This is a genomic window from Vibrio sp. J383 (assembly GCF_023503985.1).
Taxonomy (GTDB): Bacteria; Pseudomonadota; Gammaproteobacteria; order Enterobacterales; family Vibrionaceae; genus Vibrio; species Vibrio splendidus.
This window is the reverse complement of record NZ_CP097294.1, coordinates 1,159,179-1,173,023: the sequence shown is the minus strand read 5'-3', so window position 1 is coordinate 1,173,023 and position 13,845 is coordinate 1,159,179. Positions and strand designations below refer to the sequence as shown.

At 44.6% G+C, this 13,845-nt stretch carries 18 protein-coding genes; 16 read left to right on the top strand and 2 right to left on the bottom strand.

Annotated elements, in window-relative coordinates; all coding sequences use genetic code 11:
• Positions 1 to 10: 10 nt before the first annotated feature.
• The 10 genes from M4S28_RS21690 to M4S28_RS21650 are packed head-to-tail and all read left to right on the top strand — an operon-like array spanning position 11 to position 6,271.
• Complete coding sequence (locus M4S28_RS21690; RefSeq protein WP_249632818.1) at positions 11 to 460, top strand: head completion/stabilization protein; 450 nt, start codon at positions 11 to 13, stop codon at positions 458 to 460.
• Positions 460 to 924 (top strand): phage tail protein, encoded by a 465-nt coding sequence (locus M4S28_RS21685; RefSeq protein WP_249632817.1) that lies wholly within the window; start codon positions 460 to 462, stop codon positions 922 to 924. The genes M4S28_RS21690 and M4S28_RS21685 overlap by 1 nt, the downstream gene beginning before the upstream one ends.
• On the top strand, positions 921 to 1,460 hold the full coding sequence (locus M4S28_RS21680; RefSeq protein ID WP_249632816.1) for a phage virion morphogenesis family protein: 540 nt from the start codon (positions 921 to 923) through the stop codon (positions 1,458 to 1,460). The genes M4S28_RS21685 and M4S28_RS21680 overlap by 4 nt, the downstream gene beginning before the upstream one ends.
• Complete coding sequence (locus tag M4S28_RS21675; RefSeq protein ID WP_249632815.1) at positions 1,460 to 1,678, top strand: DUF2635 domain-containing protein; 219 nt, start codon at positions 1,460 to 1,462, stop codon at positions 1,676 to 1,678. Before M4S28_RS21680 ends, M4S28_RS21675 begins: the two co-directional genes overlap by 1 nt.
• On the top strand, positions 1,678 to 2,814 hold the full coding sequence (locus M4S28_RS21670) for a phage tail sheath subtilisin-like domain-containing protein (RefSeq protein ID WP_102312161.1): 1,137 nt from the start codon (positions 1,678 to 1,680) through the stop codon (positions 2,812 to 2,814). Before M4S28_RS21675 ends, M4S28_RS21670 begins: the two co-directional genes overlap by 1 nt.
• Positions 2,815 to 2,817: 3 nt before the next feature.
• Positions 2,818 to 3,183, top strand: a complete 366-nt coding sequence (locus M4S28_RS21665; RefSeq protein WP_061016063.1) for a phage tail tube protein — start codon at positions 2,818 to 2,820, stop codon at positions 3,181 to 3,183.
• 11 nt (positions 3,184 to 3,194) lie between these two features.
• Positions 3,195 to 3,920 (top strand): phage terminase small subunit, encoded by a 726-nt coding sequence (gene gpM, locus M4S28_RS21660; RefSeq protein ID WP_249632814.1) that lies wholly within the window; start codon positions 3,195 to 3,197, stop codon positions 3,918 to 3,920.
• Positions 3,904 to 4,188: a phage tail assembly protein gene (locus M4S28_RS21655; RefSeq protein ID WP_004737238.1), complete on the top strand. Its 285-nt coding sequence runs from the start codon at positions 3,904 to 3,906 to the stop codon at positions 4,186 to 4,188. Before gpM ends, M4S28_RS21655 begins: the two co-directional genes overlap by 17 nt.
• Positions 4,188 to 4,340: a GpE family phage tail protein gene (locus M4S28_RS26560; protein ID WP_339385630.1), complete on the top strand. Its 153-nt coding sequence runs from the start codon at positions 4,188 to 4,190 to the stop codon at positions 4,338 to 4,340. Before M4S28_RS21655 ends, M4S28_RS26560 begins: the two co-directional genes overlap by 1 nt.
• Positions 4,341 to 4,375: 35 nt before the next feature.
• On the top strand, positions 4,376 to 6,271 hold the full coding sequence (locus tag M4S28_RS21650) for a phage tail tape measure protein (RefSeq protein WP_249632813.1): 1,896 nt from the start codon (positions 4,376 to 4,378) through the stop codon (positions 6,269 to 6,271).
• Positions 6,272 to 6,381: 110 nt separating this feature from the next.
• Here the strand turns inward: M4S28_RS21650 and M4S28_RS21645 are convergent, their stop codons facing one another.
• Positions 6,382 to 7,446, bottom strand: a complete 1,065-nt coding sequence (locus M4S28_RS21645; protein WP_249632812.1) for a GTP pyrophosphokinase — start codon at positions 7,444 to 7,446, stop codon at positions 6,382 to 6,384.
• A 452-nt stretch (positions 7,447 to 7,898) separates the two neighbouring features.
• On the opposite strand from M4S28_RS21645, the gene M4S28_RS21640 reads away from it, so the two are divergent.
• The 4 genes from M4S28_RS21640 to M4S28_RS21625 all read left to right on the top strand — a co-directional run bounded on the left by M4S28_RS21640 (position 7,899) and on the right by M4S28_RS21625 (position 10,195).
• Positions 7,899 to 8,462 carry a BRO-N domain-containing protein gene (locus M4S28_RS21640; protein ID WP_249632811.1) on the top strand — a complete coding sequence of 188 codons (564 nt, stop codon included), beginning with the start codon at positions 7,899 to 7,901 and terminating at the stop codon, positions 8,460 to 8,462.
• Positions 8,463 to 8,616: 154 nt separating this feature from the next.
• Complete coding sequence (locus tag M4S28_RS21635) at positions 8,617 to 8,901, top strand: hypothetical protein (RefSeq protein ID WP_249632810.1); 285 nt, start codon at positions 8,617 to 8,619, stop codon at positions 8,899 to 8,901.
• A 180-nt stretch (positions 8,902 to 9,081) separates the two neighbouring features.
• Positions 9,082 to 9,621, top strand: coding sequence for a YaeQ family protein (locus tag M4S28_RS21630; protein ID WP_004731545.1), 540 nt, complete (start codon positions 9,082 to 9,084; stop codon positions 9,619 to 9,621).
• Positions 9,614 to 10,195 (top strand): hypothetical protein, encoded by a 582-nt coding sequence (locus M4S28_RS21625; protein ID WP_102503524.1) that lies wholly within the window; start codon positions 9,614 to 9,616, stop codon positions 10,193 to 10,195. The genes M4S28_RS21630 and M4S28_RS21625 overlap by 8 nt, the downstream gene beginning before the upstream one ends.
• A gap of 527 nt (positions 10,196 to 10,722) precedes the next feature.
• Here the strand turns inward: M4S28_RS21625 and folE are convergent.
• Positions 10,723 to 11,376 carry a GTP cyclohydrolase I FolE gene (gene folE, locus M4S28_RS21620; protein WP_004731548.1) on the bottom strand — a complete coding sequence of 218 codons (654 nt, stop codon included), beginning with the start codon at positions 11,374 to 11,376 and terminating at the stop codon, positions 10,723 to 10,725.
• 216 nt (positions 11,377 to 11,592) lie between these two features.
• Between folE and moeA the strand changes: the two genes are divergently transcribed.
• Both moeA and moeB read left to right on the top strand, forming a co-directional pair.
• A complete protein-coding gene (moeA, locus tag M4S28_RS21615) occupies positions 11,593 to 12,828 on the top strand; it encodes a molybdopterin molybdotransferase MoeA (RefSeq protein WP_004731550.1) in 1,236 nt (411 codons plus the stop codon).
• Between the two features lie 12 nt (positions 12,829 to 12,840).
• Positions 12,841 to 13,590, top strand: coding sequence for a molybdopterin-synthase adenylyltransferase MoeB (gene moeB, locus M4S28_RS21610; RefSeq protein ID WP_249633755.1), 750 nt, complete (start codon positions 12,841 to 12,843; stop codon positions 13,588 to 13,590).
• Positions 13,591 to 13,845: the final 255 nt, after the last annotated feature.

The window sequence follows — 13,845 nt, the reverse complement described above, 5'->3', positions numbered from 1 at the left end:
AGGATACATCATGGAATTTGTCGGTGATAAAAACGAGCGCTATGAATCTGAGTTGCCAGCCTCGGGCAAATATCCAGCCCTGAAGATTTCAGAGTTTCAGTCTCTGTTCCATTTCCAAAGCAATGAAACAGAGGCAGGCATTCTGCACCACGCTACGGTGTCACGCATCAAAGTGCATTCTGAACTTAAAGACACCTTAACCCCCTTTGCTAGTTTGACGGAGTTATCTCAAGAGCGCTTTGGTGATGATGACACGGCCGAAACACTTTATAAGCAGGCCGTATTCGCACTGACCGCCGCTCAACTAATCAGTGTGCAAATGAGTGGTGACACCACCGCCGAAGCGGCAGACCGACAAGAAGCGCTCACCAGTAAGAAAGAAGAGTGCGAAGTGCAGTACCGCCAAGCCATAGACATGTTGATTCACGCAGAAGAAACCTACTGCTTTGAGAGGGTGTAATGAAAGCGCTGCAAAGCTTAACAGACCTATTCAAAAGCCATGTAACCGATGCAGCCAAAATGGATGTGTGGGCGGAGGATGGCGCCTTATTTTGTGGTCAGGGTGTAGATGTCGATGGGTTTGAAATTGAATATACCGCCATCGTTTTCTTGCAAAGCGCCAAGTTAGAGCCGCAAGTGTTGTTTATGCATTTAGTCAGCTGGCTCAACAAGTACGACCCAGAGCGAGCGGAAAAAGGCTTGCCCATGCCGACGTTCGCGCTAGAGCCTCTCGATAAAGGTGCGTTTGATCTCAAGTTGAAAATTGATATTCGTGAAGAGTTCAACCTTCAAGAAAACGAACAAGGCAATTGGAAGCAAGGTGATACCCGTTATGAATGTATCAGTGGATTCGAAGCGCGAGCCGATGAAGACCAACTCGGTGAATTGGTCTACTTTGTCGGCCACTTAGATGATTTGCCATGAGTGAGTTAACCCTCGCGACGCCTGAGCAATTGACTCAGGTTGTGGAAAGTTTAGTGCTAACGGCCAGTGATAAGTTTGAGCTGAATAAACGCATGGCAAACCGCGCAAGGCAGTTCTTTCGTCAGCAAATTCGCGCTCAGCGAGATATAGACAACAACCCGTACCAAAGCCGAACACGGCGAAAAACAACCCAACTATGGGATGGCACTCAAGCGCAGAACACCGTGAACAATAAAAACATGCTGCTTGGTTTTGGCAAGGCGTTAAGAACTCACGTTACAGACGATAGCTTTGAGGTTGGCCTAAAAGGCGTCGCAGGTCGCATTGGCCAAGAGCACAACCAAGGCGCTCAAGTGTCATTTACGACTCGCGTTAATGGTCACTACAACAGTAAAACAGGTCAATGGACAGGTGGCGTAAAAACCAAACGCAATTACCAAATGCCCAAGCGAACCTTCATTGGTTGGACGCCTGCTCTAGAGCGAGAGTTACTCGCCATGGCAGCAGAACACTTTGCACTAGAGGATGCAGCGTAATGGATAAACAACAAGTAGAGAAAACGGTGCTACCCACTTTCAAGATTAAGCCAGCGAAAACAAGTTTAATCGTGAAAGACCCAACAACCCGAGAGCCACTGAAAGCGGCAGGTGAAGATAAACCTCGTAACGCTTACTGGCTACGTCGACTCGCTGAAAAAAGTATCGTGCTCATCGATAAAACAGCCAAGCCCACAGCCCAAAAGGAAACTAAATAATGAGTATTGGTTTTGCTGAAGTACCCAGCACCGCTCGCGTTCCCGGTGTCTACATTGAAATTGATAATAGCCTGGCAAACAGTGCAGAAGACCTGCAAGTTATCTTGGCGATCGGTAATGCGGTCAGTGATGCAACGGTCGCGCCAAACAAAGTCACGCTTTGTATGGATGAGACGATTGCGGCAGCTTCGTTTGGTGCCAATAGCGACATAGTGGAAATGATCACCTATTTCCGTAAGCAAGATAAAACCATGCCTATCTTTGCGGTCAGTGTTGAAGATAGTGATACCGCAAGCGCCTTAGCCGCGTTGGGTGACGTTCAATATCACCACATCATGTGCTCATTGAATGACAGTACCACCATTCGTGAGTTAGGGACTTTTCTTGAAGAGCGATATGGCGCCTTAGAGCAAGTACCAGGCATCGCGTATCTACCCAAGAAAGGCACACACGCAGAGCTCATCACCTTTGCACCAACAAGCAACTGCGCGTTAATCAACTTTCTGCCCATCAATAACTTGGGTGACTCTGCAGAAGCGCCACTGTCAGACGCGGCCGCGATTGGCGCATGGGTTGGGCAAATCGCCCCATCATTGGCCATCGACCCTTGCAGGCCACTGCAAACGCTCAAGTTAAACGGTGTTTATTCACTGGCAGCACAAGAATGGGACTGGGCTGAACGTAACCTCTTTTTGTATGAAGGGTTAAGTACCTACACGGTGAACTCAGCGAATGAAGTGTTAGTCGAGCGCGCCGTTACCGCTTACACCGAAAACGCAGCTGGCGTAACGGACAACAGTTACCTCGATGTCATGACACCGGCAACCGCCATGTATTTTCGTCAGAAACAGCGTTCATTGATCTTAAGTGTCTACCCTCGCCACAAGGTAGCGAAAGACGGAACCAAGTTCGCCAAAGGTCAGCCGATTGTGACGCCGACTATGTTCAAAGCCAAGCTGTTGACCTTGTATCGAGATTTGGAATACCAGGGCATCGTGCAAGATTTCGATGGCTACAAAAAGTCGCTCATTGTCGAGCTCGATGAAACCAACAAGCAACGCGTTAACTACCAAGATTCACCGCAGTTCGTGAACGGTTTGATTATCGTTGCAGGCAAAATTCAATTTAGGAAGTAAGTCATGGGAACAAAAATCACTAGCCGTGCAGTCCTCAACGCCGGCTCATTAGGGCGCCTACCCATCAAAGAAGGGGCGGAATATGGCCTCGGCAACATGAAGCGCGAAACCATAATGGGAGACGATGGCCCTTTGGGTTTCTCGGAACAGTTCTCGGATGCGCCTTTCATCAAATGCACCATCATTCACGCTCAAGACACCGATGAGAAAGCCATTGCTGATTTTGTGGGTGAAGACATCACTTTAGAAACGAACACGAACCGCGCTTACACCTTGAAAGGCGCATGGACAGTCGACCCGCTTACGGTTGCGATAAAAGATGGTCAGCTTGAAGTGCTCTTCAACGGTGACGAACTCATCCCGCAGTAAGGAGAAATACCATGTTATCCATACTGATGAAACGAGAGGCTCAGAAGGCAAAGCCAGAACCGGTTGAAGCCTTTGAAGCTATCGACAGTGTTGACGCTATGAACGAGTCAACAGTAAGTCAAGCCGTTCGCACCGCTTTTGCTGATAAGCCCTGGGAAGAAACGCAACTCGTGTTTAAGCAAGACCAAAGCTACTTGCGCACCTTGTCTGGTTCGAAAGAGAAAGATCCGTACAAGCAAGAGCTCATTAACAAGTACCGACCATTGGTTGAAAAGCTACTGGACACTCACAAAGGCGACTACGGCAACCTCGATGTGATGTGGTGCTTTTATATGTGGCACTTTGACCTTGGCCAGTTTGAAGAGATCCACGATGACTTTCGAGCGGCCATCGATGGCGGATTAGAAACACCGGCTAATTTCAAAGTGAATGGTCAAACGGGGTTTTGTGATTACGTCTTTAAGTACACACACAAAGCGCACACCGAAAAGAAAGCGTACAAGCGTGAATACCTGCTCAGAGCTGTGAGTGATTTACTGGCTGGCGAACTTGCTACTAACGCCCCACTCAAAGTGAAAATGTTCCGCCTAGTCGGTGACTGGCACTTTGAAGCAGGCGACAAAGAAAAGGCGCACAATCTGTTTGAGCTAGTGATGAAGCTAGATCCACAAAAAGGCGGTGTGAAGAAAAAACTAGAAGCATTACAAAAGGAGCTTGGCTATGACCAACCCCATTAAAGACGAGTCACAAGTCAAGGTCGCGGAGTTGGCCTCGCCTATTGAAAAAGACGGCAAAGCGTTGACGCATATTGATATCAGCAAGCCACACTCTGGGCATTTGCGCGGATTAAGCTTGATAGACGTGTGCGGAATGAAGTTTGAAGCAGGACAAACGCTATTGCCTCGAATCTCTTGCTTGAATGAGCGTGACATTATCAATATGCCTCCAGAGAACTGGGCGCCATTGCTCACGACGCTTGCCTCTTTTTTCGTCGCGACGGAATAGTGATAGAGCGAGTTGAAGACTATTACGCAGATATCGCCCTTGTGTTCCATTGGCCGCCAAGCGAAATAGACAAACTCAGCTACGACGATCTATTACTGTTTCGAGAGCTTGCCCGAGAGAGGCACGAACAAACATCACAAGAGAGCGAATAAGCTCTCTTTTTTGTATCAACAAAAGGCTATCCATAATGAAAATGAAACTGTCTGTTCTCATGGATATGAAAGACAAGACTTCAGCCGTTCTCAAAGGGATGAGTGGCGAGAGCGATTATTACGCCAAATCCATCAAGAAGGTACAGAAGACACAGGCTGATGACTCTGCCGCAATGGGGATGATTGACTCTTTAAAAACGTCACGAAAAGCGATGGACAAGAACGCCATTGCAGTTGCTGCGGTCAGCGAAAAACTTGAAGAGTTAAAAGTAAAAGCGGTAGGCGTTGAATCCCCAAGTGCGGCCCTAACGGAGAAAATTACAAAGCAGCAAGCTAAGCTGAGCAAACTGAACACTGAGCAAGAGGGGTATAAATCCCACTTAGAGAAACTCGATACCCAGTTAAAAAAGACAGGTGTGAATACGGGGAATCTCGATGATGAATACGACCGACTGAATCGAAGTTATAAGAAACACGGTAAGGAAATAGGCAGGCTCAGTAAGCGTTATACCGCCTTACAAAGAGTCATGAGCCCGATTCAAAAGCTGAGCCGTTCGATCAAATCTCCAAAGGTCGGCGCTGCAGCGGCAGGAAAAGGCGCCGCGCTTTTAAGTGGTTTGAGCTTTGCTGGGTTAGTAACACAAGTGAATGGCGCAGCAGGTGAAATGGACAACCTGGCAAAGACATCGGCGACCCTAACTCTACCCATTCAAGAACTCCAAGCTATGCAGTCCCAAGCTGAACATGCGGGGGTAAGCTCTGACGCACTGTCTAACTCCATGCTTCGCTTTACCAAGCGACTTGGAGTGCTGCAACAAACGGGTTCTGGTGCGTTAGGCTCTTACCTCAAGAAGAGTGAGAACGCGCTGTATAAAGACTTACAAGGAGCAAAAGACACTAAGCAGGCGTATGAGATGCTCCTTGAAGAGTTCTCTCAGCTTGAAACGCCACAAGAGCAAATGGCCTTTGCCGATGCAGCCTTTGGACAAGACGGTCGCAAAATGCTGATCATGTTACGTGAAGGCACTGAAGGATTAACGGCAGCAAGAAAAGAACTCAATGCATTGGGTGGCGGTGCGACGGCAGAAGATGCGGCGAAAGCGGAAGCCTACAACGATGCTCTGCAAAAAATTGAAGAAAGCGTTCGATCGATGAAGTTTGCAGCGCTTGCACCTATCATGGAAAAAGCGACCAAAGCATTCACCCAGTTTTCTGAGAAATTTAAGAACGCAGCCTGGCGAACCGACTTTATTGAAAAGCTTATCCAAACCGTGGACGGTCTTTATCAAGGCTTTGAACTGCTAGGTAAAGGGCTTATTTGGTTAGCGCAAAACTTCAAAGGGATTCTCGCGACGGTCGCCATTCTAAAAGTGGCGTTGATTGCTTTGAATGCGGCTGTTCTGGCAAACCCAATCGGGCTCATGGTGGCCGCCGTTGCCGCAGCTGTAATCGCGATTACCTATTTAATCGATAAGTTCATTGGTTTAGACAAGGTCATCAAGTGGATTGGTGATGGCATTGGTTGGTTGTGGGATAAATTCAAAGCCCTAATCAACAAGCTGCCAGACGCACTCATACCTGATGGATGGAAAATTCAAACCGATGAAGCTGGCCAAGAAGTCGATAACTTAGCCGCTAAACTCAATCGAATTGAAGATAAAAGCGCGACGCTTGGCATTACGACTAATGAAACCCAAAACCGAATGGAGCGAACCCAAACTGAGCAGGGATACCACGCTTATCAAACTGGAGGAGGTCAGCCTATTAAGCGAAACGCAGCGTATAGCCCACTGGGTAACCAAACCGTGAAAAGTAAATCTGAAGTGTCATTGACTATCAAATCAGATAAGCCAGTCGCTATTGATAAAGCGAAAACAGAAAAAGGCACAGATTTGAACTTAGATGTGGGGAATATAGCGACGAGTTTCTAACAAAAAACCCAACTTTAACCAGTTGGGTTTTCAACAAAAAAATAAGAATCATCATAAATACTGTGTCGTATTTTCGATAATACTCGGCTTCAGGGGCTAAACAAAATAACTTACTGGGTTGATATAAGTAACGAAACACCATATTTTTTTTCAATATCGTCCCAATCAACATCATTCTTTTTACACAGAGCCAAGATTTCTTTCATGGTTACTTCATCTAAAGAGTGACCAAAGAAAATTGAATATGTTTTAGGGTACACATTTTCAAAATAAAGTTTGTAATCAGAAAAAATCATACTGGTCCGTATTAACCCTATCTCATATATACCAAGCGATTCTGCTGTACTATAGAAGGATTTTACATCCTCAGTTAATAGCTTTGAGAAATCCTTTAATTCCGTAACTCCAAACAACTCTAACTCTTTAATGCCAATAGCATCGTGATCTGGGAAGAATTCCATACCTCTTTCAAGAGTTTCACTCATAGCACTCTTGATGAACTCGGCCATCGAGACTGAAGTGATAGATAAATCAAAATTACCTTGCTTAGCTGATTCTTTAGTTGATTCCGAAATAGTATCTATCTCTTTTGATATATTGTTAAATTCTCTGTCTGCCATCTCTAAGACACCAGCTAAGATTTTAAACCTTCGACTCACATCGTCAGGTAGTTTCCCTGAAAACTTATAGTTCCTATCGTGCTCAATTTCAGCCCAAGCATGTTGAAGTATCGTTCTTATCTGAATTTCAAAAAATTTACCTTCAAATTGTTTATACTCAGGAAGAGCAAGTCTATCTTCTTTAAGGCTAGCTATATAGTGAACTGATTTATAACCAACTTTATCGATCCCTAAAGCATCACTTTTGTTAGAACTATTATCCCAATCAATATCGAAAAGCTGCTCTATCAACCCTTGAATAACATCAATTTCATCTTCTACATATGTAATGATTCTAATGCCTGAAAAGTCTTGTATTTGATTGACAGGGTCTGTGTATTTGTTTTGTTTGCCTTTCTCTCTAACGCTGTCAATTGTTTTTGCTCTAGAACTAATCAAGTGATAACTGGAATCATTAGCCTCAAACACTTCAGATAGCAAAGACTCTACCTTTTTTGAGAGTCGTTTATATATTGGCTGGTTTTTTATATACCAATCAACTAATTCAGTTTCCATTTTTACCCCTAGAATGGTTCCAATAACCAGTGCCATTAACACTAAGAAAATCAACAAGATGAATTTCCTTAATGTTACTTCAAGTTCATATCAAAAACATCTATTAAGCACTATAAACTAAGATAAACAGCAATAAATTCAATTGACACCTTTCCCCTAACAACCTTACTCTACATATGCACTGGCAAAATCCAGTGTCGGGCGTAGGAACCCGTTTAGACATAAGGCGCATAGACGCCAGCTTTTTGCTGGTTTTTTTATGTGTGGCTTCGGCACACTTACACATAGTCGTTTCGTATAGAAACCGTACTATCTGAATTATGGTGGGCTGGGCAAGGCAGCTTCGGCTGGCCGTATCCTTGTGTCGCGGTATTCCTACCCTTGTTCAGTTCACCACCCGAAGCGTAGGAACTCCGTGTGGTGATTTAAAATCATGACACAAGGAGGCTATCATGCCGACATCTTCTCTTTCTTTCCAAAATACTCATTTCGAGATTATTGAACAAAGCAATCAACTTTGGCTAACTGCCACCGATATAGCTAAAGCTCTTGGCTACCGAAAGCGAGATGCTGTAACTCAGATTTTCGAACGAAATTCTGATGAGTTCACAGGTAGAATGACTGAGACACTCAGAATGAGTGCCTCAGGTAATTACCAAAAAACAGTACGTATATTCTCCCTTCGTGGTGCGCACTTAATCGCAATGTTCAGCCGAACCTCTGCTGCCAAAGAATTCCGTAAATGGGTATTGGACGTATTAGATCAAGAAATACAAAAACCACAAAATAATCAAAACCCCACCCTACTCAACAACGCCAAAAGAGCATGCGAACGCGTAAGTCAACGTGAGAACCAAAGCTACAATGAATTAGTAGCACTCAAAGAAACCTTTGCTCAGCTCGAACACTCTTCGCGTATTGCCCAAAACCAAATCAACGACCTATTAACCAGCCATCACTCTAAGCGCGACCATATCGCTCATATCTATTTAGCGCACCAGGTAATGGTTGTGTAACTTGCTTAAACAAAAGCCCTTATCCATTTGAATAAGGGCTTTGTATTAGTAAAGGCTCGTTCTTTGTTAAGTCACTCGGCTCCCCAAACAGATGTGCTTGCGAATTTTTCAATGCCCGTTCAAGAATGAAGCTAAATTAAACAGGGGAGCTAGAATGGTCGTTAACCCACCTGAATTAGAACCATTTTTCCATTTCGTCCGTGTGTCTATTGTCAGTGCCCTAGGAGGCGATGAAGGGGCATACTGTTCAAACGAAACACTAGAGCAATATATAAACGCAACCAATAGCAACATCACTCCGTTACTCTATGACTTCTTCGTAAAATTCGATTACTTGTACGCGCTGCAGCAAGCAAACACGCCATTAAGTACCGAAAAGTCAGAAGTACTACTTTCAGCACAAGATCTTATCTACGAAGTGCAGCTTACTATCATGTGATCCCTTTCCAATTATCTCTCCATGAGTGCTAAAAATAATTGGGTGTACCGAAAGCTTCATCTTGCTAGCTAACTGCTCTACTTCGTTTATACTAGGCACAACCTATCTATAGGCTGTGATTTCAAAAAACTCATTGGTACACCTATAGTACACCTCACTCCATTGGAAACCTTACATAGCATGGCTCTCAAACCCACAATCTACAAGTTTCGTATCTCTTTAACCGATATGAATCGCGACTATTACGACTCTTTTAATCTAACGGTTGCACAACACCCTTCTGAAACAGAACAGCGCATGATGGCGCGTATCATTGCTTTCTGTATCAATGCATCTCCTGAACTTGAGTTCACTAAAGGGTTGTCTAGCATTGAAGAACCTGATTTATGGCAGAAGTCGTTAGATGACCAAATCTTAGAGTGGATTGATGTGGGTGAACCCGATCCAGAACGCGTTAAGAAAGCGACTCGCTTATCTAAGTCTGTGAGCGTGTTCAGCTTCAACACTAAATCGAATGTTTGGTGGGAACAAAACAAAGGTAAGTTCGGTTACCTGAAAGCTCAAATCGTTCGTCTAGACAACGATGGTATTGAGCAACTAGCAGCGATGACACAACGTACGATGGACCTTTCAGTAATGCTGTCGGGTAACTCTGCGTTCGTAAATAGCGACACGCAATCTGCAGAAGTAACGTGGGAAGAGCTACAGAGTAATGACTGAGATCCAAACTCAGACTGAACCTCAGCGCCAAACTAAGCTCGAAGCGTGTTTGCAGCTCGCAGGCCTCGATTCAGTAAAAGCGCTCTCAACAGGCTACGAGAAAGAGCTATCGTCATTTATTGATGAAAACCATGCTCTTTTCAAACATGCTTGTGAGAATAAGCCTGATAACTCTGCACGCCAGACGTTGCTTGGCCTGTTAACCAAAGTACATATCGATGCAAGCTATCGCTTTGAAAGCAATAAAGAAGCGAATGAGGCGATGCAAAATGTATTCGATAATACAGTGGGTACTGAGCACAGCGACAAGTTTCAAAGCTCTAACGCTCAGCAGTTAAAGTTAATCACTCATTTGTGGTTGTTCATTCAAGGACGACTAGGAATGGATTACAGCCTTGCTAATGATCATGCTGCTGTAGCCGCTACGCTGCTGTCTCGCATATCGAGAAGCAGTGATGATGAGATTCGCGTAGAGTTTATGGCCAGTTTTTATGATGGCTTGAATATCTATCAAGCTGAGAACAAGCCGTCCGGTTTTGTTCACCACTTTAAGCGTTTGTTTAATCTTACTTAAGCATTCCACCAGCGACTGTACCCAAATTTGCGCTTTATAGATTCTGTAGAGCGCATCTAATTTCCGTTCCAACCAACCCACATCGAAAATGCAGATCCCCTATTACGCTCGTTCCTCACTTTAGGGAATGACGAAAGTAACTAAGTCACTCATTCTGCAAGATCATCAGCGTTTGCTTCTAATAGGCTGGCGTAGAATACACTCTGAACCCCCACACTCGTATTTTACCTCACTCGCCGTCGTCCTCGAGAAGGAGGAGCGACTGAGTCGGGGATCTCCCGCTAACCACACTAATAAACACCTAATCAAAACAGATTCCCTATTACGTTCGTTCCTCACTTTAGGGAATGACGAAGTTGACTAAGTCGCTCATTCTTCACTCTAGGGAGTGACGACATTCGCGGTCTTTGCAGTTTACTTCATTACAAGTACAAAAAAGCCCCGCAAAAAGCGAGGCTTAGAAAATTTATTTTCAACGAACATCAATTTACAGAGGCTAAATCGCGTTCATCAAATAACGAAACGTATTAACGCAGGCCGTGTAAGAACTCGTGGCGCGTTGCTGGGTTTGATCTGAAAATACCACCCAGAGCTGTTGTTGTCGTTTCACTAGTAGCATCCATTACACCACGAGATTTTACGCAGTAGTGAACCGCATCCATGGTTACAGCAACATCATCCGTTTCTAGTAGCGTTTGCAATGCTACAAGGATTTGCTGTGTCATGCGCTCTTGAACTTGTGGACGCTGAGCAAAGAAACGAACGATTCTGTTGATCTTCGAAAGACCAATGATCTTACCTTGAGGAATGTAAGCGACTGCGGTTTTACCATCAATGGTCACTAAGTGATGCTCACATGTGCTGGTGACGGTAATGTCTTTTACACGAACCATTTCACGAACACCCATCTTGTTTTCGATCACGGTGATTTTAGGGAAATTGGCGTAATCCAAACCAGAGAAAATCTCATCCACATACATTTTTGCAATACGTTGCGGTGTTTCTTCCAGACTGTCATCTGCAAGATCAAGTTCAAGGAGAGTGAGAATCTCACGCATATGGTGTTCGATTCGTTCCTTTTTCTCTTCTCGGCTAACCTGATTAGGACGCATTGGTGTCTCTAATCCGCGGCTTGCTAGCGCATCTTTAACCAACTTCGCTGATTCGCTAAGACCTGACATTGAACTTCCTCTTTTAATACCCCTTCTGGATGGCAAACAAGGATACTCGGAATTTTGAATAAATACACCCATATTTTAAGGGAGGTCATTATTTACGGGGGTTAAACTATGCTAAAGTGGCTGCAATTTCGTTGGCGAATAGTGTTAATTTGATCATTATTGAATCACTACTGCCAACCACCAAATCAAAATAATAACGACCAAAGGATTTCAATTATGGGCTGTTGCGACGCTCCCGGCTTAATGCCAATTGAAGAAGCACTAGATAAGCTACTATCACCAATCAAACCAATCCAAACGACTTTGTCTCTGCCTCTTGCTGAAGCATTAGGTTACGTCCTTGCTGAAGATATTCTATCCCCTATTTTCGTCCCTCCTTTTGATAACTCAGCAATGGACGGCTATGCATTGCGCTTAGCAGACTTAGAGAACGGTAAAGTTCTTCCATTAGCAGGCAAGTCTTTTGCGGGCCAACCGTTCGAAGGTGAATGGCCAGCAAACACCTGTATTCGCATTATGACAGGCGCAAAGATCCCGGAAGGTTGTGACGCCGTAATCATGCAAGAAAATACGGCCGAAACTGAGGCTGGTATTGAGATTCAACAAGACGACATCAAGCTGAACAATAACATTCGCCCTACTGGTGACGATATCAAGCAAGGCGATATCGTACTTAGCCGTGGTGAGCGTTTAACACCTCGTGACATTCCAATGATTGCTTCATTGGGTGTGAGCCACGTGACAGTGTTACATAAACCTAAAGTCGCTTTCTTCTCTACTGGCGATGAGCTAAAGCCATTAGGTCAACCGCTTGAAGACGGTCAGATCTACGACAGTAACCGTTACGGTATTAAACCATTAATCGAAGCATTTGGTTGTGAAGCTATCGACTTGGGTATCATCCCAGATTGTCCTGCAACGCTTAAAGAAACGTTCGAGAAAGCACAGCAAATAGCAGACGTGGTTGTGACTTCTGGTGGCGTGAGTGTTGGTGAGGCGGATTACACCAAAGATATTTTGGAAGAGATCGGCCAAATCGGATTCTGGAAACTGGCAATCAAACCGGGCAAACCGTTCGCATTCGGTGAATTAGATAACGCATGGTTCTGTGGCTTACCGGGTAACCCAGTGTCGGCAATGATGACCATGTACGTACTGGTTCAGCCTATGCTGGCTAAACTGGCTGGCCACACCGCATGGACAGCACCAGAATCGATCCCTGCTATTACCAAATCTGCATTCAAAAAAGGCCCAGGCCGTACTGATTACCAACGTGGCATCTACTCGATTGAAAACGGTCAGTTTGTAGTAGAAACAACAGGTAACCAAAGCTCTGGCGCTTTCCGCTCAATGAGCTTAGCAAACTGCTTTGTGGTACTAGAGCGCGAACGTGGCCGTGTTGAAGTCGGTGAAACGGTTCAGATTCAACTGTTTAACTCGACGCTTTACTAACGAGGCTTGATGATGGAAATACTGTCTGATGCTGAAATGCTTCGCTACAACCGTCAAATCATTCTTAAACAGTTTGACTTTGAAGGCCAAGAAGCGCTAAAGCAGAGCTCAATCTTAGTTCTGGGTGCCGGCGGCTTGGGTTGTGCCTCTGCGCAATACCTTGCGACGGCGGGTATTGGTAAACTGACACTGATCGACGATGATATTGTCGAGCTTTCAAATTTACAGCGACAAGTACTTCACACCGATGCTGATATTGGTAAGAAGAAGGTCGATTCTGCCTCTGAATCGTTACAGATACTGAACCCTCACCTGACGATTGAAACTGTTGACCACAGGCTTGATGACCAAGCACTTGGCAAGTTGATTGAAGCACATTCACTTGTTCTTGATGCCAGTGACAACGTGGAAACACGTAATCAACTTAACCGCTTATGTTACGCATCTAAAACGCCTCTAGTGTCTGGTGCTGCGATTCGCATGGAAGGTCAGATTAGCGTGTTCACTTATCAAGACGCAGATGCACCGTGCTACCAGTGCTTAAGTGCCCTATTTGGCAACGCTGCTCTAAGCTGTGTTGAAGCTGGGGTTATGGCGCCTGTTGTTGGTATGGTTGGCGCAGCTCAGGCTTTGGAAGCTATCAAGGTTATTGCTAAGTTTGGACAACCAAAGCAAGGCAAACTTTTAATTCTCGATGCCATGTCGCACAACTGGCGTGAAATGAATTTAATGAAGATGCCTAATTGTTCGGTGTGTGGGTAAACTAACTCATATCCCCCTCTTATAAAAAACCTAAGCCTTGACTAAAAGTCAGGGCTTTTTTAGAGCTCAACATCAGCTTCGCAAATCGATTTATCAATTTGAAAGACTCTATGAGAGATTAGTTTCATTTGAGTTCTCATTTTGAGAATACAATGAAAAAATCAGCACCACAAAATATAATCTTTAAAAATCAATACCTTAAATTTGGCACATAACTTGTAACTGTATCTGTACCTTCCATCACAAGGATGTAGA

Excerpts from the sequence above, each read along its gene's own strand:
- M4S28_RS21690 (WP_249632818.1), top strand. The coding sequence starts at position 11 with ATGGAATTTGTCGGTGATAAAAACGAGCGCTATGAATCTGAGTTGCCA.
- M4S28_RS21685 (WP_249632817.1), top strand. The coding sequence starts at position 460 with ATGAAAGCGCTGCAAAGCTTAACAGACCTATTCAAAAGCCATGTAACC.
- M4S28_RS21680 (WP_249632816.1), top strand. The coding sequence starts at position 921 with ATGAGTGAGTTAACCCTCGCGACGCCTGAGCAATTGACTCAGGTTGTG.
- M4S28_RS21675 (WP_249632815.1), top strand. The coding sequence starts at position 1,460 with ATGGATAAACAACAAGTAGAGAAAACGGTGCTACCCACTTTCAAGATT.
- M4S28_RS21670 (WP_102312161.1), top strand. The coding sequence starts at position 1,678 with ATGAGTATTGGTTTTGCTGAAGTACCCAGCACCGCTCGCGTTCCCGGT.
- M4S28_RS21665 (WP_061016063.1), top strand. The coding sequence starts at position 2,818 with ATGGGAACAAAAATCACTAGCCGTGCAGTCCTCAACGCCGGCTCATTA.
- gpM (WP_249632814.1), top strand. The coding sequence starts at position 3,195 with ATGTTATCCATACTGATGAAACGAGAGGCTCAGAAGGCAAAGCCAGAA.
- M4S28_RS21655 (WP_004737238.1), top strand. The coding sequence starts at position 3,904 with ATGACCAACCCCATTAAAGACGAGTCACAAGTCAAGGTCGCGGAGTTG.
- M4S28_RS21650 (WP_249632813.1), top strand. The coding sequence starts at position 4,376 with ATGAAAATGAAACTGTCTGTTCTCATGGATATGAAAGACAAGACTTCA.
- M4S28_RS21645 (WP_249632812.1), bottom strand. The coding sequence starts at position 7,446 with ATGGAAACTGAATTAGTTGATTGGTATATAAAAAACCAGCCAATATAT.
- M4S28_RS21640 (WP_249632811.1), top strand. The coding sequence starts at position 7,899 with ATGCCGACATCTTCTCTTTCTTTCCAAAATACTCATTTCGAGATTATT.
- M4S28_RS21635 (WP_249632810.1), top strand. The coding sequence starts at position 8,617 with ATGGTCGTTAACCCACCTGAATTAGAACCATTTTTCCATTTCGTCCGT.
- M4S28_RS21630 (WP_004731545.1), top strand. The coding sequence starts at position 9,082 with ATGGCTCTCAAACCCACAATCTACAAGTTTCGTATCTCTTTAACCGAT.
- M4S28_RS21625 (WP_102503524.1), top strand. The coding sequence starts at position 9,614 with ATGACTGAGATCCAAACTCAGACTGAACCTCAGCGCCAAACTAAGCTC.
- folE (WP_004731548.1), bottom strand. The coding sequence starts at position 11,376 with ATGTCAGGTCTTAGCGAATCAGCGAAGTTGGTTAAAGATGCGCTAGCA.
- moeA (WP_004731550.1), top strand. The coding sequence starts at position 11,593 with ATGGGCTGTTGCGACGCTCCCGGCTTAATGCCAATTGAAGAAGCACTA.
- moeB (WP_249633755.1), top strand. The coding sequence starts at position 12,841 with ATGGAAATACTGTCTGATGCTGAAATGCTTCGCTACAACCGTCAAATC.